18 protein-coding genes and 1 pseudogene are annotated in these 19,168 nt (G+C 70.5%); 8 read left to right on the plus strand and 11 right to left on the minus strand.

What is annotated here, in order from left to right; genetic code table 11:
• Positions 1-25 precede the first annotated feature (25 nt).
• From AC07DU_RS10690 to AC07DU_RS10705, 4 genes are all read right to left on the minus strand, one after another.
• Positions 26-1,099 (minus strand): hypothetical protein, encoded by a 1,074-nt coding sequence (locus AC07DU_RS10690; protein ID WP_479110684.1) that lies wholly within the window; start codon positions 1,097-1,099, stop codon positions 26-28.
• Complete coding sequence (locus AC07DU_RS10695) at positions 1,081-1,842, minus strand: ABC transporter ATP-binding protein (protein ID WP_360894451.1); 762 nt, start codon at positions 1,840-1,842, stop codon at positions 1,081-1,083. The genes AC07DU_RS10690 and AC07DU_RS10695 overlap by 19 nt, the downstream gene beginning before the upstream one ends.
• A gap of 169 nt (positions 1,843-2,011) precedes the next feature.
• Positions 2,012-3,373 (minus strand): aspartate aminotransferase family protein, encoded by a 1,362-nt coding sequence (locus AC07DU_RS10700; protein WP_479110687.1) that lies wholly within the window; start codon positions 3,371-3,373, stop codon positions 2,012-2,014.
• A gap of 3 nt (positions 3,374-3,376) precedes the next feature.
• Positions 3,377-3,880: an Lrp/AsnC family transcriptional regulator gene (locus AC07DU_RS10705; RefSeq protein WP_007266859.1), complete on the minus strand. Its 504-nt coding sequence runs from the start codon at positions 3,878-3,880 to the stop codon at positions 3,377-3,379.
• Between the two features lie 169 nt (positions 3,881-4,049).
• On the opposite strand from AC07DU_RS10705, the gene AC07DU_RS10710 reads away from it, so the two are divergent.
• Positions 4,050-5,489, plus strand: coding sequence for a gamma-aminobutyraldehyde dehydrogenase (locus AC07DU_RS10710; protein ID WP_479110762.1), 1,440 nt, complete (start codon positions 4,050-4,052; stop codon positions 5,487-5,489).
• A 151-nt stretch (positions 5,490-5,640) separates the two neighbouring features.
• On the plus strand, positions 5,641-6,159 hold the full coding sequence (locus AC07DU_RS10715) for a hypothetical protein (RefSeq protein WP_479110689.1): 519 nt from the start codon (positions 5,641-5,643) through the stop codon (positions 6,157-6,159).
• Between the two features lie 9 nt (positions 6,160-6,168).
• Here AC07DU_RS10715 and AC07DU_RS10720 read toward each other — a convergent pair whose 3' ends face one another.
• The 5 genes and pseudogenes from AC07DU_RS10720 to AC07DU_RS10740 all read right to left on the minus strand — a co-directional run bounded on the left by AC07DU_RS10720 (position 6,169) and on the right by AC07DU_RS10740 (position 11,102).
• Positions 6,169-7,371, minus strand: a complete 1,203-nt coding sequence (locus AC07DU_RS10720) for a serine hydrolase domain-containing protein (RefSeq protein ID WP_479110690.1) — start codon at positions 7,369-7,371, stop codon at positions 6,169-6,171.
• Between the two features lie 146 nt (positions 7,372-7,517).
• Positions 7,518-8,177 carry a response regulator gene (locus AC07DU_RS10725; RefSeq protein WP_479110692.1) on the minus strand — a complete coding sequence of 220 codons (660 nt, stop codon included), beginning with the start codon at positions 8,175-8,177 and terminating at the stop codon, positions 7,518-7,520.
• A pseudogene (locus AC07DU_RS10730) lies at positions 8,132-9,264 on the minus strand (sensor histidine kinase). Before AC07DU_RS10730 ends, AC07DU_RS10725 begins: the two are co-directional and overlap by 46 nt.
• Positions 9,265-9,350: 86 nt before the next feature.
• Positions 9,351-10,040: a glycerophosphodiester phosphodiesterase gene (locus tag AC07DU_RS10735; RefSeq protein WP_479030668.1), complete on the minus strand. Its 690-nt coding sequence runs from the start codon at positions 10,038-10,040 to the stop codon at positions 9,351-9,353.
• 36 nt (positions 10,041-10,076) lie between these two features.
• On the minus strand, positions 10,077-11,102 hold the full coding sequence (locus tag AC07DU_RS10740; RefSeq protein ID WP_360894432.1) for an adenosine deaminase: 1,026 nt from the start codon (positions 11,100-11,102) through the stop codon (positions 10,077-10,079).
• A gap of 111 nt (positions 11,103-11,213) precedes the next feature.
• Here AC07DU_RS10740 and AC07DU_RS10745 point away from each other — a divergent pair, with 111 nt between their 5' ends.
• The gene (locus tag AC07DU_RS10745; protein WP_479110694.1) at positions 11,214-11,930 is read left to right on the plus strand and encodes a DUF4190 domain-containing protein; all 717 of its coding nucleotides are present in this window, start codon (positions 11,214-11,216) and stop codon (positions 11,928-11,930) included.
• A gap of 211 nt (positions 11,931-12,141) precedes the next feature.
• On the opposite strand, the gene AC07DU_RS10750 is transcribed toward AC07DU_RS10745, so the two are convergent.
• Positions 12,142-12,591 carry an NUDIX hydrolase gene (locus AC07DU_RS10750; protein WP_479110696.1) on the minus strand — a complete coding sequence of 150 codons (450 nt, stop codon included), beginning with the start codon at positions 12,589-12,591 and terminating at the stop codon, positions 12,142-12,144.
• Positions 12,588-13,142, minus strand: coding sequence for an NADAR family protein (locus AC07DU_RS10755; RefSeq protein ID WP_360894425.1), 555 nt, complete (start codon positions 13,140-13,142; stop codon positions 12,588-12,590). Before AC07DU_RS10755 ends, AC07DU_RS10750 begins: the two co-directional genes overlap by 4 nt.
• A 194-nt stretch (positions 13,143-13,336) precedes the next feature.
• Between AC07DU_RS10755 and AC07DU_RS10760 the strand changes: the two genes are divergently transcribed.
• The 5 genes from AC07DU_RS10760 (at position 13,337) to AC07DU_RS10780 (ending at position 19,131) form a co-directional block, all read left to right on the plus strand.
• Positions 13,337-14,851 (plus strand): gamma-aminobutyraldehyde dehydrogenase, encoded by a 1,515-nt coding sequence (locus AC07DU_RS10760; RefSeq protein WP_479110764.1) that lies wholly within the window; start codon positions 13,337-13,339, stop codon positions 14,849-14,851.
• 47 nt (positions 14,852-14,898) lie between these two features.
• On the plus strand, positions 14,899-16,149 hold the full coding sequence (locus AC07DU_RS10765; protein ID WP_360894422.1) for a polyamine ABC transporter substrate-binding protein: 1,251 nt from the start codon (positions 14,899-14,901) through the stop codon (positions 16,147-16,149).
• Between the two features lie 101 nt (positions 16,150-16,250).
• Positions 16,251-17,399, plus strand: coding sequence for an ABC transporter ATP-binding protein (locus AC07DU_RS10770; RefSeq protein WP_479030657.1), 1,149 nt, complete (start codon positions 16,251-16,253; stop codon positions 17,397-17,399).
• Positions 17,396-18,325, plus strand: a complete 930-nt coding sequence (locus AC07DU_RS10775; RefSeq protein ID WP_392049546.1) for an ABC transporter permease — start codon at positions 17,396-17,398, stop codon at positions 18,323-18,325. Before AC07DU_RS10770 ends, AC07DU_RS10775 begins: the two co-directional genes overlap by 4 nt.
• Entirely contained in the window at positions 18,325-19,131 is an 807-nt protein-coding gene (locus AC07DU_RS10780) for an ABC transporter permease (protein ID WP_479110698.1), read from the plus strand. The genes AC07DU_RS10775 and AC07DU_RS10780 overlap by 1 nt, the downstream gene beginning before the upstream one ends.
• The last annotated feature ends 37 nt before the right edge of the window (positions 19,132-19,168 follow it).

Raw genomic sequence — 19,168 nt, forward strand, 5'->3', positions numbered from 1 at the left:
TCGGCCCACACTAAGGGGTGCTCCGTCAGCGGGTCAGTGCCATCGACGTCAGCTGCGCCACACCCCAGCTGAGCGGTACGCACACGGCCACGAGCGCCGTGGCCCGCAAACTCGCCGCCGTCCGCAGGACCTTGGCGGAGGCGCCCAGGTCCCGCAGGGCCTCGCGTTCGGCGGCCCGCCTCTGGCGGGCCTCCACCGAGGATGTGAGAAGGGTCGCGATGGCGCACAGGGCGACCAGGGCCGCGGCCGGGCCGGTCAGCGGGCCCAGCGGGACGTCCAGCCCGCCCCGGTCGTGCAGGGCCAGGGCCGTGAGGGCGCCCGCGCCGACGGAGCACAACGCCCCCAGCGGCGGGCCGATCCGGGGCGCCTCCTCCTGGAGGGCCCGCCCGGCCAGCAGCCGGAGTCCGCCCGGGCGCACGGCCTGGACCAGGCTCCCGCACGCGTAGGCGAGGCCGGGGCCGGCGAGGGCGAGCCCGACCGCGGTCAGCGACCAGCCGACGAGCATCGCGGCGCCGCCCCGGCCCGTGTAGGCCAGTGCGGCCAGCCCGCACGCGGTCAGCGCGATGCCCCACGGGAGCCGGGTCTGCGGCGCCGGCGGGGTGTGCGGGCGCAGCGCGAGGGCGGTGGCGGCCGAGGCGGCCAGCGGGACCAGGGCCAGCAGGGTGAGGGCGGCCGCCACGGGCAGCGGCTGCCCGGCGTGGAGCAGTCCGGCTCCGGCCCCGTCGAAGGGCAGCCCGGCCAGGTCTCCGCGCAGGTGCAGGAAGGCCGCCAGGGCCAGGGCGCTGCCCAGGGCACAGGCCACGGCGGTGGAGATCACGGCGACGAGCATGAGCCGTACGGGTCCCAGCCCGGCGGCGTCCAGTCCCTCGCGGGGGCGGGTCGCGGGGTCGGCGCGGGCCACGGCGACGGCGAAGTGGACGGTGGCGGCCAGCGGGATCAGCGCCCACAGCAGGCGAGGGAACGATCCGGCGGGCCGGGCCACGGCTCCCGCGAGCACGTAGAGCAGCAGGAATCCGGTACCGGCGGAAGCGGCGGCGACCAGGAGCCGCCGCAGCTGGACCAGCGGACGGGCACCGCGGGCTAGGCGGAGAGCGAGCACGCGGCCTGATCCTCCGGGGTGTCGGCGCCGGGCGAGGAGCCCGCCGCGGCCCCGGCCGGGCGGCCGTCGAGCAGGGCCAGGTGCCGGTCCGCGACGGCCGCGGTCGCCTCGTCGTGGGTGGCCAGCAGCACGGTGATCTCGTGGGAGCGGGCCGCGGTGGTCAGCGTCCGCAGCAGCAGGGCGCGCTCGGTGCGGTGCAGCGGGGCGGTGGGCTCGTCGGCGAAGATCACCGCGGGCACGTTGACCAGCGCCCGGGCCAGGGCGACCCGCTGGGCCTCGCCGCGGCTCAGCGCGCGGGGTCGCTTGCGGGCGAATCCGCCGATGTCGAGGCGCTCCAGCCATGCGCAGGCGGCGTGTTTGGCGCTGCGGTGGGAGGCTCCGGCGAGCAGCAGCGGCAGGGCCGCGTTCTCCCATACCTTGAGCTCGGGCAGCAGCTGCGGCTCGGGTCCGATCCAGCCGAAGCGGTCGCGGCGCAGCCGTTCGCGGGTCAGCGCGCCCATGGTGTGCACGGGGACGCTGTTGAACCAGACCTCGCCCTGCTCGGGGGTCAGCTGCCCGGACAGGCAGCGGAGCAGGGTGGTCTTCCCGCTGCCGCGGGGACCGGTCAGGGCCAGGATCTCGCCCTGCCGCACGCCCAGACTGATCCCGACGAGTGCCGGGGAGCCTCCCCCGTGGGAGTAGTGCAGGGACCGTGCCCAGAGGACGTCATTGTCAGGCGGGGCATTGTCCGGTGGAGCCACCATGGCGTACACCTCCGTCCGAGGGAACGAAGCGGAGCCCGCTGAAGTCACTGGGCCGTATGGAGATGTAAAGAGATGAACGTCCGGGATGGCGACAGCACACGGCCCGGACCCCCGCGTTCTCACTCGAACGGAGGATCCGGGCCGGGTGGTCGGACGATTTAAGGCCTGGTTACAGCTTCGTCCACGCCTCGGTGAGCACCGAGCGCAGGATGCCCTCGATCTCGTCGAAGGTGCCCTGGTCCGCGATCAGCGGCGGCGCGAGCTGGATCACCGGGTCGCCGCGGTCGTCGGCCCGGCAGTACAGGCCGTTCTCGAAGAGCGCCTTGGAGAGGAACCCGTAGAGCACGCGCTCCGTCTCCTCGTCCGTGAAGGACTCCTTGGTGACCTTGTCCTTGACGAGCTCGATGCCGTAGAAGTAGCCGTTGCCGCGGACGTCGCCGACGATCGGCAGGTCGTTCAGCTTCTCCAGCGTCGAGCGGAAGGCGTCCTCGTTGTTCAGCACGTGCTGATTGAGGCCTTCCTTGTCGAAGATGTCCAGGTTGGCGATGGCCACCGCGGAGGACACCGGGTGTCCGCCGAAGGTGTAGCCGTGCAGGAAGGTGTTCTCACCCTTGTAGAACGGCTCGGCGATGCGGTCCGAGACGATGCAGGCACCGATCGGGGAGTAGCCCGAGGTCATGCCCTTGGCGCAGGTGATCATGTCCGGCACGTAGCCGAACTTGTCACAGGCGAACATCGTGCCGAGGCGGCCGAATGCGCAGATCGTCTCGTCGGAGACGAGCAGCACGTCGTACTGGTCGCAGATCTCGCGGACCCGCTGGAAGTACCCGGGCGGCGGCGGGAAGCAGCCGCCGGCGTTCTGCACCGGCTCCAGGAAGACGGCCGCGACGGTGTCGGCGCCCTCGAAGAGGATCTCCTGCTCGATCTGGTCGGCGCACCAGCGGCCGAAGGCCTCGGGGTCGTCGCCGTAGATCGGGGCGCGGTAGATGTTGGTGTTCGGCACCTTGTGGGCGCCGGGAACCAGCGGCTCGAAGGGGGCCTTGAGGGCCGGCAGGCCCGTGATGGACAGGGCGCCCTGCGGGGTGCCGTGGTAGGCGACCGCACGCGAGATGACCTTGTACTTGGTGTGCTTGCCCTGCAGCTTGAAGAACTGCTTGGCGAGCTTCCAGGCGGTCTCGACGGCCTCGCCGCCACCGGTGGTGAAGAAGACCTTGTTCAGGTCGCCCGGAGCGTAGTTCGCGAGGCGCTCGGCGAGCTCCACGGCCTTCGGGTGGGCGTACGACCAGACGGGGAAGAAGGCGAGTTCCTGGGCCTGCTTGTAGGCGACCTCGGCCAGTTCCTTGCGGCCGTGACCGGCGTTGACCACGAACAGTCCGGCGAGACCGTCGAGGTAGCGCTTGCCCTTGTCGTCGAAGATGTAGGTGCCCTCACCACGCACGATGGTGGGGACGGGTGCGTTCTCGTACGACGACATGCGGGTGAAGTGCATCCACAGATGGTCGTAGGCGGTCTTGGAGAGGTCCTGGCTCACGGGCTATCGAGTTCCCCACATGTAGGTCTGCTTCTTCAGCTTCAGGTAAACGAAGCTTTCGGTTGATCGCACGCCGGGGAGCGTGCGGATCTTCTTGTTGATCGTTTCCAGCAGGTGGTCGTCGTCCTCGCAGACGATTTCCACCATCAGGTCGAACGACCCTGCGGTCATGACCACGTATTCGCACTCGGCCATGGCGGTCAGTGCATCGGCCACCGGGTCGAGGTCGCCCTCGACGTTGATGCCGACCATGGCCTGGCGTCGCAGGCCCACGGTGAGCGGGTCGGTGACGGCGACGATCTGCATGACGCCCTGGTCGAGCAGCTTCTGCACGCGCTGGCGCACGGCCGCCTCGGACAGGCCCACGGCCTTGCCGATCGATGCGTAGGGACGGCGACCGTCCTCTTGCAGTTGCTCGATGATCGCCAGGGACACAGCATCGACCGAAGGGGACGGTTGTCTGTTCCTGGAATCTGCGCTTCGACTGACCACGACCTCACTGTGCACGAGGAGTCGTCTGTTCCGCAAGATGGAATCGATGAAATCCGTTGTTTCGCGACTGTGATCTCACTGATTTCGTAGTTGGTGGCCGTCGGGTCTGTCGAAAGCCTCTGCGAAGCGGCTACGATTGGCAATCGTCTCAATCGTTGGACATGTGATCAGGAGTGTGGCTGTAGTGACCACCGAACTGCGTCGTCTGCGCAACTACATCGGCGGGGAGTTCAAGGACGCCGCCGACGGGCGGACCACCGAGGTGGTCAACCCGGCCACCGGCGAGGTGTACGCCACCGCGCCGCTCTCGGGCCAGGCCGACGTCGACGCCGCCATGGCCGCCGCCGCGGCCGCCTTCCCGGGCTGGCGCGACACCACGCCCTCGGACCGCCAGAAGGCGCTGCTGAAGATCGCGGACGCCTTCGAGGCGCGCGCGGACGAGCTCGTCGCCGCCGAGTCGGAGAACACCGGCAAGCCGCTCGGCCTCACGGCCAGCGAGGAGCTGCCGCCGATGGTGGACCAGATCCGCTTCTTCGCGGGCGCCGCCCGCCTGCTGGAGGGCCGCTCGGCCGGCGAGTACATGGAGGGGATGACCTCGATCATCCGCCGCGAGCCGGTCGGCGTCTGCGCCCAGGTCGCGCCGTGGAACTACCCGATGATGATGGCGGTGTGGAAGTTCGCCCCGGCCATCGCCGCGGGCAACACCGTCGTGCTCAAGCCCTCGGACACCACCCCGGCCTCCACCGTGCTGATGGCGGAGATCATCGACTCGGTGCTGCCCAAGGGCGTCTTCAACGTCATCTGCGGTGACCGCGAGACCGGCAAGGCCATGGTCGAGCACTCCACCCCGGCGATGGCCTCCATCACCGGCTCGGTGCGCGCGGGCATGCAGGTCGCCGAGAGCGCCTCGAAGGACGTCAAGCGCGTCCACCTGGAGCTCGGCGGCAAGGCCCCGGTCGTGGTCTTCGAGGACGCCGACATCGCCAAGGCCGTCGAGGACATCGCGGTCGCCGGTTACTTCAACGCCGGTCAGGACTGCACCGCCGCCACCCGCGTGCTCGTGCACGAGTCGATCCACGACGAGTTCGTGTCCGCGCTCGCCAAGGCCGCCGCGGACACCAAGACCGGTCAGCCGGACGACGAGGACGTGCTCTACGGCCCGCTGAACAACCCGAACCAGCTCAAGCAGGTGGCGGGCTTCATCGAGCGCCTCCCCGCCCACGCCAAGGTGGAGGCGGGCGGCCACCAGGTCGGCGAGAAGGGCTACTTCTACGCCCCGACCGTCGTCTCCGGCCTCAAGCAGGACGACGAGATCATCCAGAACGAGGTCTTCGGCCCCGTCATCACCGTCCAGTCCTTCGTGGACGAGGCCCAGGCCCTGGAGTACGCGAACGGCGTCGAGTTCGCCCTCGCCTCCTCCGTGTGGACCAAGAACCACGGCCGCGCGATGCGGATGTCCAAGAACCTCGACTTCGGCTGCGTGTGGATCAACACCCACATCCCGCTCGTCGCCGAGATGCCGCACGGTGGCTTCAAGAAGTCCGGCTACGGCAAGGACCTCTCCGCCTACGGCTTCGAGGACTACACGCGCATCAAGCACGTGATGACCTCGCTCGACGGCTGACTCACGGCAGGACCTTGAAGGGGCGGGCGGTGGACACCATGTCCACCGCCCGCCCTTTCGCTTACACCGACGGGGGAGGATGGGAAAGGGGAACTGAACATGTTCAGCAATTTGGCTGAACGTGTTCAGAAACAGGCGTAGGCTTCCCTCCATGAGCGAAAGAAGCGCCCTTGAGCGGCGAATCCGTGCCTGGCTGATCCTGTTCCTGGTCTGCCTGGTGCTCAGCGGCCTTACGGCCTTCCCCCTGGTCAGCGAACTCCACTGGGCCAACGCCCTCGTGGACAACGCGTGGCTGCGCCGGGTGGGCGACGGCCTGGAACAGGCCGACGCCGACTATCCCTTCCTCCTCTACGGAACCGACTGGCTCGCCTTCGCCCACCTCGTCATCGCCGTCTTCTTCTACGGCGTCCACCGCGACCCGGTCCGCAACATCTGGATCGTCGACGCCGGCATGATCGCCTGCGCGGGGGTCATCCCCCTGGCCCTGATCTGCGGCCCCATCCGGGGCATCCCCTTCTGGTGGAGCGTCATCGACATGTCCTTCGGCGTCTTCGGAGTGATTCCCCTGCTGGCGCTCCGGCGGATGATCAAGCGCCTTGAGGCCATGCCCGCCACCCCGGCCATGCCCGCCGCGCCGGCCATGTCCGCCGCGCCGGCCATGTCCGCCTAGGCCGCCGGACTACTGGGAAAAGGCCGCCATCACGATGCCGAAGGCCACCGGGTTCATGTCCTCGCCCTTCGCGTCGGTGGAGTTGACCGAGTAGACCAGGGTGCGGGAGAGGTCGCGGGTCGCGCCTATCGCGGTGTTGTAGCCGTGGCGGCCGCCCGTCTTGCCCCACGCCACCGTGCCGTCCGGCAGCACGATCCTGGACAGGCCCGCCGTCAGGGTGGCGTCCTTGCCGTTCGCGAAGTTCTTCACGGCGGGCACCGTGAACATCTCCTCCAGCTGGGCCTTCGGCACGATCCGCCCGCTGAAGAGGGCCGTGGTGAAGCGCTCCAGATCAGCCGTCGTCGAGATGATGTCCCCCGCCGCCCACCGGTCCGAGGAGTTCCACTCCGTCACGTCCCGCAGCTCCCTGGAGCCGTCCGCCCGCGCTATCGCCTGGTAGCCGCGGTTGTGCGGACCGTGGATCCTCGTCTGCGTCCGCGCGGGGAACGAGGTCTGACGCAGACCCAGCGGCTTCAGGACCCGCCGGGCGACCGCATCCTCGTACGAGGTGCCCGTCACCTTCTCGATCAGCACGCCCAGCACCGTGTAGTCGATGTTCAGGTAGTGCTGGGCCGTGCCCGGGACGAACTCCGGCTTCTTCGCGAAGGCGTTGGCCAGCTGATCGTGCGGGTCGGTGACGTCGAAGCGGTGCTCCCACTGCGCCTCGAACGAGTCGCCCGGGCCGTCCGCCGACGGTATGCCGCTGGTGTAGTTGAGCAACTGCCTGACCGTGACCGTGCCGTAGGCGTCGGGGACGGTCCCGGGCAGGTACTCCCGCACCGGCCGGTCCAGATCCACCCGGCCCTCGGCCGCCAGCTGGAGCACCACCGCCGCTGTGAAGGTCTTGGTCACCGACCCCGCCCGGAACCGCCCCTGCTCCACGGCCCCCCGCCCCGTGACGACGTCCGCGACACCGGAAGCGCCCCGCCAGCCCCCGCTCGTCCCTCCCACGCGAACCAGGGCGGCCGTCGCGTCATTGTGGTCCGGGCCGAGGCCCGCGATCGCCTCGGCCAGCGCCGCCGCGTTCGGCGGGGTCGAGACGAGGGGCGCCGTGGCCGACACGGTGGCCCCCGCCGGGACGGGAGCCGCCGCAGCGGCATGTGCGACGACGGGTCCGGACGCGATGCCCAGGACCAGGGCTGCGGCGATCAACGTGCGGGTGCGAGCCTTCATGATGGAATCCCCCTCTGACTTCACCGGGCCGCTGTGGCCTCGATGACTCAATGCTGTGGTCAGAGGGGTAGTTGCGGATCACCCGGCAGAGGGGTCTTCAGCGGTACGACAACTCACCGGCGAGAGGGAGGCGACACGCCGCGCCCTCACTCCCCGGAGGGAGTACCCGCCGCGATCAGGCCCGTCTCGTAGGCGCAGATCACCGCCTGGATCCGGTCCCTCAGCCCCAGCTTCGCCAGCACGTTCCCCACATGCGACTTCACCGTGTGCTCGCTCACCACCAGCGCCGCCGCGATCTCCGCGTTCGACAGACCGCGCCCCAGGTGCAGCAGCGTCTCCCGCTCCCGGGCCGTCAGCACGTCCAGCCGCGCCGTCGGCAGCCCGGGCCGCGCCGCCCCCGTCATCGCCGTGTACTCCTCGATCAGCCGCCGCGCCACCGAAGGCGCCAGCAGGGACTCGCCCGCCGCCACCACCCGTACCGCGTGCACCAGATCGTCGCGCCGCACGTCCTTCAGCAGGAACCCGCTCGCCCCCGCGTGCAGGGCCTCGTACACGTACTCGTCCGCGTCGAAGGTCGTCAGCATCACCGTGCGGCAGGCACTCCCGGCGGAGATCGCCCGGCAGGCCTCGATCCCGTCCATCACCGGCATCCGGATGTCCAGCAGCGCCACGTCGGGCGACAGCCGCCGCACCGCCTCCACCGCCGCCGCGCCGTCCCCCGCCTCGGCCACGACCTCGATGTCCTCCTGGACGTCCAGGATCATCGCGAAACCGCTGCGCACCAGCTCCTGGTCGTCGGCCACCACCACACGGATCGTCGCTTCCCCACCTCCAGCGGCGAGGTTACAAGGACCACCCGCACCGAGTACCCGGCGCCGCCCAGCCCCGGTCCGGTCCACGCCGTCCCGCCGTGCGCCGCCGCCCGCTCGCGGATGCCGATCAGACCGTGCCCGCCCGAGGCGCCGCCCGCCCCCGGCCGTCGTCCGTGACCGTCACCGTGAGGGCGTCCGGGCCGTACGCGAGCGTCACGTCCACCAGCGAAGCCCCGGCGTGCTTGACCACGTTCGTCAGGGCCTCCTGCACCACCCGGTGCACCGTGGCCTCCAGGGCCGCCGGCAGCTCGCGCACCGCGCCCGTCCGCTCGTAGGACACGCGCAGCCCGCTGGCGCTTACCCGGTCCACCAGCTCCGGCAGTGCGGCGATCCCCGGCTGCGGGCTCCTGGGCGAGGCCGTGTCGGTGCGCAGCACGCCCAGCATCGCGCGCAGCTGCGCCATTGCGTCGCGCCCCGTCTCCGCGATGGCCTCGAAGGCGGCCTCGGCCCGCTCGGGGGCCCTGCGCACCGCCACCGGCCCGGCCTCCGCCTGCACGATCATGATGCTGACCGCGTGCGAGAGGATGTCGTGCATCTCCCGTGCGATCCGGGCCCGTTCGGCCGCGGCCGCCTGCTCCGCCTCGATCCGGTTGGCCCGCTCCAGCTCGGCGGCGCGGGCCTCGACCGCGGCCGTGTAGGCCTGGCGCGTGTGCTGGAGCCGTCCCAGGACGTAGGCCGCCGCCGAAACGAAGAGGGTGAACAGCAGCTCCCGGGCCGTCCCCGTCTCCCGGCCCACCGACACGGCCACCACCCCGACGCTGGCCAGGCCCACGGCCGCGCGGACCCGGGCGGTGCACTGCAGGGCGATCGTGTAGAAGGCGATGAGACCGGCGTACGGCAGCGGCTGGCCCGGACCGTCCACAGTGATCTTGTAGATCCCGCCGATGAGTGTGATCGCCGTCAGTACGGTCACCGGCGCCCGGCGCCGCCAGATCAGGGGGAGCACGGTGAGCGTGGTCATGCCGTACGAGGTCCACGTCGCCGGGGGCCAGTCGGGCGAGCGCGGTACGACGAACGGCATCGTGACGGCCAGCTGCACCAGCAAGGTCAGGCCCAGGTCGCGCCACCGCGGATCGGCGGCCCGGATCCGCACTCCGAGGCCGCGTATCACCGGCCGAGGCCGGCGCGTACGGCCGCCAGCACGTCCACCCGGTTCGTGGTGATCGAGTCGACCCCCGCGGCGAGGAGCCCCTTCATCGCCCGCTTGGTGTCAGCGGTCCAGGCGGACACCAGGAGGCCGTCCCGGTGCAGCGCGTCCGTCAGCTCCCGGCTCACCAGCCCGAAGCGGTAGTTGAGCCAGCGCGGCGCCACGGCGTCGATCAGCACCCGCCTCGGCGGCGACAGCGTCGTCCACGTCAGGGCGATCTCCGCGCCCGGATCGGCGGCGCGGACCGCCAGCATCGTCTTCGGGCCCGCGCAGTAGTACGTCCGCTCGCGCGCCCCGCACGCGTGGACCTCGCCCACGACGGTGCGCACCGACTCGAAGGTGGCGCCCGGCAGGTCGAGCATCAGCCGGCCCGCCCCGGCCGCCGTCAGGGCTTCGCGCAGGGTCGGCACTCCGCCCCCGGTCAGCTCCTTCAACTGCGGGGCCGTGACGTCGGCGAGGCGTACGTCGTGGCCCCACAGCCGCTGGAGCGTGTCGTCGTGGAGGAGGACGGCCACCCCGTCGCGGGTCAGCCGTACGTCGATCTCGACCGCGTCCGCCCCGCGTGCGAAGGCGGAGCGGATCGAGGACAGGGTGTTCTCACGGGCGCGGTAGGGATCGCCGCGGTGGCCGACGGCCGTCAGGGTGCTCATGGCCCCATTCTCAGGGGCGGGCCGCACCGGCGGGGCTCAGCGCGCGAGCCACGCGTCGGTGTACGCGTCGATCTCCGCACTCAGCTTCGCCTTGCCGGCCGGGTCCAGGAAGGAGGCCTCGACGGCGTTCTTGGCGATCTGTGCGAGCCCGCGCTCGTCGAGACCGAGGAGGCGGGCCGCCACCGCGTACTCGTTGTTGAGGTCGGATCCGAACATCGGCGGGTCGTCGCTGTTGATGGTGACGAGCACGCCCGCCGCGACCATCTCCCGGACCGGATGCCGGTCGAGGTCGGTGACCGCGCGCGTCGCGATGTTGGAGGTGGGGCAGACCTCCAGCGCGATGCGGTGCTCGGCGAGGTAGGCGAGCAGCTCCGGGTCCTGGGTGGCGCTCGTGCCGTGGCCGATGCGGACGGCGCCCAGCTCGCGGATGGCGTCCCAGATCGTCTCGGGGCCGGTGGTCTCGCCGGCGTGCGGCACGCTGTGCAGGCCGGCGGCGCGGGCCGCGTCGAAGTACGGCTTGAACTGCGGGCGCGGGACGCCGATTTCGGGTCCGCCGAGGCCGAAGGAGACCAGGCCCTCGGGGCGCAGCTCGACGGCGAGCCGGGCGGTCTCGGCGGCGGCTTCGAGTCCCGCCTCGCCGGGGATGTCGAAGCACCAGCGCAGGATGACGCCGAGTTCGGCCTCGGCGGCCTTGCGGGCGTCCTCGATGGCCGCCATGAAGGCCTTCTCCTCGATGCCGCGCTTGGTGGAGGAGAACGGGGTGATGGTCAGTTCGGCGTAGCGGATGTTCTGCCGGGCCATGTCGCGGGCGACCTCGAAGGTCAGCAGCCGGACGTCCTCGGGGGTGCGGACCAGGTCGACGACCGACAGGTAGACCTCGATGAAGTGCGCGAAGTCGGTGAAGGTGAAGTAGTCGGCGAGCGCCTCGGGGTCGGTGGGGACCTTCGAGTCCGGGTGCCGGGCGGCCAGCTCGGCCACGATGCGCGGGGAGGCGGATCCGACGTGGTGGACGTGCAGTTCGGCCTTGGGCAGCCCCGCGATGAAGGGGTGCAGGTCGGTCATGGGGGTGCCTCCGGGAGGACGCTGGTGCGGGCGGGTCTGGATTCATCGTAGGCAGCCCCGGTGACTGTCGGTGGCAGCGCTTAGCATGGCTGTACGAGAGGGGGGCGCCGCATGACCGAGAACAGCCCCGAGCCGCGAGACCCTTGGGCACCACCGGAGCGGCCGGCGGTGGACCTGGGCAAGTCACAGGGCACGCCGGGCGTGTCGGGCCCGCCGTCCGTGCACGACCAGCCGACGCTCGCCGGGATGCCGGGGGACCAACTGCCGCCGTCGGGCCCGGCGCCGCAGGCCGACCCGCATACCGCTCCGCAGGCCGTCACGGCGCCGATGGCGACCCCGCATCCGACGCAGGCGCCGATGCCCGGGCCCGCGTCGGCGGCGTACGGATACCCGGCCGCCCAACCCGGCTACGGATACCCCGGTGACGCCGGATACCCCGGACACCCCGGATACCCCGGGGCCCAGGGGTATCCCGGCTACCCGGGGCACGGCGGGTACGCGCCGTACGGGATCCAGCGGAGCAACGGCTTCGGGATCACCGCCCTGGTCCTCGGCATCCTGTCGGTGATCGGCTGCGTCACCAGCTTCATAGCGATAGCGCTCGGGATCGGCGCGGTCGTCTTCGGCGCCCTGGGCAAGGGCAAGGCGAACCGCGGCGAGGCCGACAACGGCGGGATGGCGCTGGCGGGCATCATCCTCGGCGCGATCGGCATCCTGCTGGGCGCGCTGATGCTCGTGGCCGTCTTCGCCAACTTCATGGAGGGGGACTTCGACGACTCCCGGTACGACAGCCCGTACGACAACTCCCGGGTCCGGGAGAGGGTCTGACGGCCCGGAGGTTACTTCTCACCTACGCACCCGGACGAGGATCCCGCTAGGCCGTCTCTTCCGGATCTTGCCGGGCCCGCGGCGTCTGGCACCGCACCTGGCCGCGTTGTCGGGACGTCCGGGTACGTCCAGTACGCGGCACGCCCCTCCGCCTTGCCATGCACGGCACCAGACGCCGCGGGCTCGGCCGACAAGATCCGAAAGAGACGACCTAGGCGTCGGGGCCGGTGTCGGGGCCGGGGCCCGGATCCACCGGGCAGTTGCTCAGCAGGGTGGGCACCATGACCGACGCGCCGTCGGTGCCGCGCGACAACGGGACCCAGATGAGCCCGATCATCCTCGGGCACGCGCACTCCAGGTCGGGGTCCACGCCCAGCCGCGGCTCCCCGGGTGCCACCTCCACGCGGAAGCAGGAGGTCCAGCCCGAGGGGTAGGGCGCGTCGTACGCATACCGCACGTCCAGGGCGCGCAGGCCGACCTCCTCGGCCACCTCCCGCCGGACCGCCTCCTCCGGCTCCTCGCCCGCCTCCACCCCGCCGCCGGGCAGGGTCCAGTACTCCGGCCCGTCGTGCAGCCCGGAGGGGCCCCGCCCGCGCTCGCGCACCATCAGCACGCAGCCGTCCCGGATGATCACCGCGGCCACCCGGCGCCGCTCCGTCACGCGCTGTCCTCGCGCAGCCGCGTCCGGGCCTCCATCAGCGCGAAGCCCAGCAGGTTCAGCCCGCGCCAGCGCGCCGGGTCCAGGGCGCGTTCGTCGTCGGGCGCCAGCCCGACGCCCCAGATCCGGTCCACCGGGCTCGCCTCCACCAGCACCCGGTCCCCGGTGGTCAGCAGGTACGCGCGCAGCGCCGGGTCGGAGCCGAACTTGTGGACGCTGCCCTCCACCACCAGGGCGAAGCGCTCCCGCGTCCATATCGCGTCGTCGAAGCCGCGCACCAGCCGCCCGGCCTTCTTCGCGGCGGCCGGGGTCTTCGCCTCCAGAGCCGCGCGCTCCGCCTCGGGGTCCCCGAACAGCCGGGCCTTTCCGGCCATCATCCAGTGCTCGGCCGTGGCATAACGGACGTCACCGACAGTGAAGGGGGACGGCCACCACTGGCTCAGGCAGCTCGGTCCGAGCTTCCCGTCCGGCCTGGGCCGGTGCCCCCAGAACGGCAGGAACTTCACCCGCTTACCCTGGCTGACCTGCCTGATCAGCTCGTCGATCTTCTCCATGCACGCGAGTCTGGCACCCGCCACTGACACTTCGTACGGGATTTTCGGCGTGCCTCGACACATGGTCGACCGATTCCGTCGCGTAATCAAAAGGAAACAACGGAATCACTTGGCCGAGGGCACCTCCTCTGCCAGGATCGGCACTCAATTCGAGCTGTAGCTCGAACTGTAGCTACGGAGAGCGTGAGAGCGTGATGGGCAACCGCTTCCAGGTCAAGGACCGCTTCGCGGACGGCGCGCAGTACATCGACGGGCGGCTGAGGCCCGGCACCTCCGGTCGTTCACACACGGTGGTCGATCCGGCGACCGGCGAGGACGTCCTCACCTACGAACTCGCGAGCACCGCGGACGTCGACGAGGCCGTCGCCGCCGCCGTGCGGGCCTTCCCCGCCTGGTCCGGGGCCACCCCCAGCGAGCGGTCGGACGCCCTGCACCGGCTGGCCGCCGTACTGGCGGAGCAGGCGGAGGACTTCGCGTACGCCGAGTCCCTCCAGTGCGGCAAGCCGATCAAGCTGTCCACGGAGTTCGACGTACCGGGGACGATCGACAACACCGCCTTCTTCGCCGGGGCCGCGCGCCACCTCCAGGGGCAGGCCGCCGCCGAGTACTCCGGCGACCACACCTCGTACGTACGCCGCGAGCCCATCGGGGTCGTCGGTTCCATCGCGCCCTGGAACTATCCGCTCCAGATGGCCGCCTGGAAGATCCTCCCGGCGATCGCCGCGGGCAACACCATCGTCCTCAAGCCCGCCGAGCTCACACCCCTGACCTCCCTGATGTTCGCGCAGGCGGCCAAGGAGGCGGGCCTGCCCGACGGCGTGATCAACATCGTCACCGGCGCGGGCCGGGACGCCGGGGAACACCTCGTCGGCCACCCGGACGTGGTGATGACCTCCTTCACCGGCTCCACCGCCGTCGGCAAGCGGGTCGCGGAGATCGCCACCGCCACCGTCAAGCGGCTCCATCTGGAACTCGGCGGCAAGGCCCCCTTCCTCGTCTTCGACGACGCCGACCTGGAGGCCGCCGCACACGGAGCCGTCGCCGCCTCCCTCATCAACACCGGTCAGGACTGCACGGCCGCCACCCGCGCCTACGTCCAGCGCCCCCTCCACGACGCCTTCGTCGCCCGGGTCGCCGAACTGATGGAGACCGTCCGCGTCGGCGACCCCTTCGCGCCCACCACCGACCTCGGCCCGCTGGTCTCCCACGCCCAGCGCGACCGGGTCGCCGGCTTCGTCGAGCGGGCCCGGGCCTACGCCACCGTCGTCACCGGCGGCGAGATCCCGGCGGGCGAGCTCGCCGAAGGCGCGTACTACCGGCCCACCCTCATCGCCGGCGCCCCCCAGGACAGCGAGGTGGTCCAGTCCGAGATCTTCGGCCCGGTCCTCGTCGTCCTGCCCTTCGACACCGACGACGAGGGCCTCGCGCTGGCCAACGACACCCCGTACGGACTCGCGGCCTCCGCCTGGAGCCGTGACCTCTACCGGGCCAACCGCGCCACCCGCGAGATCAAGGCGGGCTGCGTCTGGATCAACGACCACATTCCGATCATCAGCGAGATGCCCCACGGGGGCTACAAGGCGAGCGGCTTCGGAAAGGACATGTCGGCCTACTCCTTCGAGGAGTACACGCAGGTCAAGCACGTGATGTACGACAACACGGCGGTAGCCGCGAAGGACTGGCACCGCACGATCTTCGGGGACCGATAAAAGACCACCGCCCGACCAGCGGTACACCTCCCGAAAGGGCACAGCGCATGGAGCAGTTCGAGCCCGACCGCCTCTCGGCGGCGCAACTCGCCGCGATGCGGCGCAGCCTCACCAGCGGGCGCGGAGCCCTCACACGCCGTTCGCTGCTGCGCGCCTCCGGCGTCGGAGCGCTCACCCTCGGCGGCCTGTCCACCCTCGCCGCGTGCGGGATCCCGCCCGCGAAGCGCGAGGGCGACTCGGCCGCGGCGTCCGACGACCACTCGGCCCAGGAGAAGGAGATCAACTTCTCCAACTGGACCGAGTACATGGACACCAGCGAGGACGAGAAGTCCCGTCCCACCCTGGAGGAGTTCTCCAAGCGGACCGGGATCGAGGTCAAGTACACCGAGGACATCAACGACAACGTCGAGTTCTTCGGCAAGATCAAGCCGCAGCTCGCGGCCGGCCAGGACACCGGCCGCGACCTGATCGTCGTCACCGACTGGCTCGCCGCCCGCATCATCCGCCTCGGCTGGGCCCAGAAGCTGGACCCCTCGCACCTGCCGCACGCCTACGCCAACCTGTCCCCGCAGTTCCGCAGCCCCGACTGGGACCCGGGCCGCGCGTACAGCTACCCCTGGACCGGCATCTCCACCGTCATCGCCTACAACGAGAAGGCCACCGGCGGCAAGAAGGTCGACTCCGTCACCCAGCTGCTCGACGACCCCACCCTCAAGGGCCGGGTCGGCTTCCTCACCGAGATGCGCGACAGCGTCGGCATGACCCTCCTCGACCAGGGCAAGGACCCGGCGAGCTTCACCACCGCCGACTTCGACGAGGCGATCGGCCGGCTTCAGAAGGGCGTGGACAAGAACCAGATCCGCCGCTTCACGGGCAACGACTACACCGCCGACCTGGACAAGGGCGACCTCGCCGCCTGTCTGGCCTGGGCGGGCGACGTCATCCAGCTCCAGGCCGGCAACCCGGACATCAAGTTCGCGATCCCGGCCGCCGGCTACATCACCTCCAGCGACAACCTGCTGGTCCCCGCCAAGGCCCGGCACAAGGCCAACGCCGAGAAGCTCATCGACTACTACTACGAGCTTCCCGTCGCCGCCCAGCTGGCCGCTTACATCAGCTACGTCTGCCCCGTCGAGGGAGTCAAGGACGAGCTCGCGAAGATCGACGCCGAACTCGCCGAGAACACGCTGATCGTCCCGGACAAGGCGATGACCGCCAAGTCCCACGCCTTCCGCTCCCTCACCGGCGAGGAAGAGACCGCCTACGAGGAGAAGTTCGCCAAGCTCATCGGCGCGTAGCCGCAGGCCGTAGCCGTAGCCGAAGCAGTGGCCCTAGCCGCAGCTTCCGGCACCGAACCCCTCCCTCGTCCTCTTCGCCCACCCAACCCCGGGACCCCTCCATGACTGACAAGACCGAGGGCGGCGACGTCCGCCTCTCCGGGATCAGCAAGCACTACGGCACCTTCACCGCCGTGCACCCGCTGGATCTCACCATCCCCCAGGGCTCCTTCTTCGCCCTGCTCGGCGCCTCCGGCTGCGGGAAGACCACCACCCTGCGCATGATCGCCGGGCTGGAGGAGCCCTCCACCGGCACCGTCCACCTCGGCGAGCGGGCGGTCACCCACCTGCCGCCCCACAAGCGCCCGGTCAACACGGTCTTCCAGAGCTACGCGCTGTTTCCGCACCTGGACATCTACGAGAACATCGCCTTCGGCCTGCGCCGCCGCGGCATCAAGTCGGTGCAGAAGCAGGTCGACGACATGCTGGAACTGGTCCAGCTCGGCCAGTTCGCCCGGCGCAAGCCGCACCAGCTCTCCGGCGGCCAGCAGCAGCGCGTCGCCGTCGCCCGCGCCCTCATCAACCACCCGCAGGTCCTGCTCCTCGACGAGCCCCTCGGCGCCCTCGACCTCAAGCTGCGCCGCCAGATGCAGCTGGAGCTCAAGCGGATCCAGACCGAGGTCGGCATCACCTTCGTACACGTCACGCACGACCAGGAGGAGGCCATGACCATGGCCGACACGGTCGCCGTGATGAACGGCGGCCGCGTCGAGCAACTGGGCGCGCCCGCCGAGCTGTACGAGAACCCGGGCACCACCTTCGTCGCCAACTTCCTCGGCACCTCCAACCTCATCGAGGCGTCCGTCGAGTCCGCCGGCTCCGAGGTCGTCGTCTCGGCCTCCGGCACGAAGCTGCGGCTGCCCGCGGCCCGCTGCGCGACCACGCCCGCCGACGGCGGCAAGCTGCTGGTCGGAGTGCGGCCGGAGAAGATCTCCCTGGTCCACGCGGACGAGGAGCACACCATCGGGGCGGGCCGGAACACCATCTCCGGCCGGATCGCCGCCACGTCCTTCATCGGCGTCTCCACCCAGTACGTGATCGACAGCCCGGTCTGCCCCGAGCTGGAGGTGTACGCCCAGAACATCGAACGGGACGCGCGCCTGGTCCCGGGCGCCGAGGTGGTCCTGCACTGGAACCCGGAGCACACCTTCGGCCTCGACGCGGCCCAGGCCATCGACGCGGGCGTCGAGACGGTGGAGGCGAGCGCATGACCACCACCGCGGCGCCGCCCCAGGCGCCCGCCCCCGCCGAACCCCCGGTGCACAAGCCGTCGGCCCGCAAGCGCCTGGTCCCCTACTGGCTGCTGCTCCCCGGCATCCTGTGGCTGCTGGTCTTCTTCGTGCTGCCGATGGTCTACCAGGCCTCCACCTCGGTGCAGACCGGCTCCCTCGAAGAGGGCTTCGAGGTCACTTGGCACTTCCAGACGTACTGGGACGCCCTCACCGAGTACATGCCGCAGTTCCTGCGCTCCCTGCTCTACGCGGGCACCGCGACCGCCCTGTGCCTGCTGCTCGGGTACCCGCTGGCCTACCTGATCGCCTTCAAGGCGGGCCGCTGGCGCAATCTGCTGCTCGTGCTGGTCATCGCCCCGTTCTTCACGAGCTTCCTGATCCGCACGCTGGCCTGGAAGACGATCCTGGCCGACGGCGGGCCGGTGGTCGCCGTCCTCAACGACATCGGCTTCCTCGACGTCACCAGCTGGCTCGGCATGACCCAGGGGGACCGGGTGCTGGCCACCCCGCTCGCGGTCGTGTGCGGCCTGACGTACAACTTCCTCCCCTTCATGATCCTGCCGCTGTACTCCTCGCTGGAGCGCATCGACACCCGCCTCCACGAGGCGGCCGGGGACCTCTACGCCACGCCCGCCACGGTCTTCCGGAAGGTGACGTTCCCGCTCTCCATGCCGGGCGTCGTCTCCGGGACCCTGCTCACCTTCATCCCGGCGAGCGGCGACTACGTGAACGCCGAACTGCTCGGCTCCACGGACACCCGGATGATCGGCAACGTCATCCAGTCGCAGTACCTGCGGATCCTCGACTACCCGACGGCGGCCGCGCTGTCCTTCATCCTCATGGCCATCGTGCTGATCATGGTCACCATCTACATCCGCCGAGCGGGGACGGAGGACCTGGTCTGATGCGCACCCCCCTCACCTGGCTGCGGCGCAACCTGGTCGTGATCGCGGGCCTCGGCACGCTCGCGTACATGATCCTGCCCAACGTCGTGGTCACCGTCTTCTCCTTCAACAACCCCACCGGGCGCTTCAACTACGCCTGGCAGGAGTTCTCGCTCGACGCGTGGAAGGACCCCTGCGGGGTCGCCGACCTGTGCGGCTCCCTCTCGCTCTCCCTCCAGATCGCCCTGTGGGCCACGCTGGGCGCGACCGCGCTGGGCACCGCCATCGCCTTCGCGCTGGTCCGCTACCGCTTCAAGGCGCGCGGCGCGGTCAACTCGCTGATCTTCCTGCCCATGGCCATGCCCGAGATCGTGATGGCGGCCTCGCTGCTCGCCCTCTTCCTCAACATGGGTATCCAGCTGGGCTTCTGGACGATCCTGATCGCCCACGTCATGTTCTGCCTCAGCTTCGTCGTCGCCGCCGTCAAGGCGCGGGTCCTGTCCATGGACCCGCGGCTGGAGGAGGCGGCCCGCGACCTCTACGCGGGCCCGGTGCAGACCTTCCTGCGGGTCACCCTGCCGATCGCGGCACCCGGTATCGCGGCGGGAGCGCTGCTCTCCTTCGCACTCTCATTCGACGACTTCATCATCACCAACTTCAACTCGGGCAACACCGTCACCTTCCCCATGTTCGTGTGGGGCTCGGCCCAGCGCGGTACGCCCGTGCAGATCAACGTCATCGGCACGGCGATGTTCGTCATCGCGGTGCTGGTGGTCCTCGTCGGCCAGATGGTCGGCAACCGCCGCAGGAAAGCACAGCCGAAGTAGTTCCAAGGCACGTCATCAGTTCCGTAGGGAGTTGGAA

This window comes from Streptomyces sp. NPDC045695 (assembly GCF_056432025.1).

Excerpts from the sequence above, each read along its gene's own strand:
- AC07DU_RS10695 (WP_360894451.1), bottom strand. The coding sequence starts at position 1,842 with ATGGTGGCTCCACCGGACAATGCCCCGCCTGACAATGACGTCCTCTGG.
- AC07DU_RS10715 (WP_479110689.1), top strand. The coding sequence starts at position 5,641 with ATGAGCGAAAGAAGCGCCCTTGAGCGGCGAATCCGTGCCTGGCTGATC.
- AC07DU_RS10720 (WP_479110690.1), bottom strand. The coding sequence starts at position 7,371 with ATGAAGGCTCGCACCCGCACGTTGATCGCCGCAGCCCTGGTCCTGGGC.
- AC07DU_RS10735 (WP_479030668.1), bottom strand. The coding sequence starts at position 10,040 with ATGAGCACCCTGACGGCCGTCGGCCACCGCGGCGATCCCTACCGCGCC.
- AC07DU_RS10740 (WP_360894432.1), bottom strand. The coding sequence starts at position 11,102 with ATGACCGACCTGCACCCCTTCATCGCGGGGCTGCCCAAGGCCGAACTG.
- AC07DU_RS10745 (WP_479110694.1), top strand. The coding sequence starts at position 11,214 with ATGACCGAGAACAGCCCCGAGCCGCGAGACCCTTGGGCACCACCGGAG.
- AC07DU_RS10755 (WP_360894425.1), bottom strand. The coding sequence starts at position 13,142 with ATGGAGAAGATCGACGAGCTGATCAGGCAGGTCAGCCAGGGTAAGCGG.
- AC07DU_RS10760 (WP_479110764.1), top strand. The coding sequence starts at position 13,337 with ATGGGCAACCGCTTCCAGGTCAAGGACCGCTTCGCGGACGGCGCGCAG.
- AC07DU_RS10765 (WP_360894422.1), top strand. The coding sequence starts at position 14,899 with ATGGAGCAGTTCGAGCCCGACCGCCTCTCGGCGGCGCAACTCGCCGCG.
- AC07DU_RS10770 (WP_479030657.1), top strand. The coding sequence starts at position 16,251 with ATGACTGACAAGACCGAGGGCGGCGACGTCCGCCTCTCCGGGATCAGC.
- AC07DU_RS10775 (WP_392049546.1), top strand. The coding sequence starts at position 17,396 with ATGACCACCACCGCGGCGCCGCCCCAGGCGCCCGCCCCCGCCGAACCC.
- AC07DU_RS10780 (WP_479110698.1), top strand. The coding sequence starts at position 18,325 with ATGCGCACCCCCCTCACCTGGCTGCGGCGCAACCTGGTCGTGATCGCG.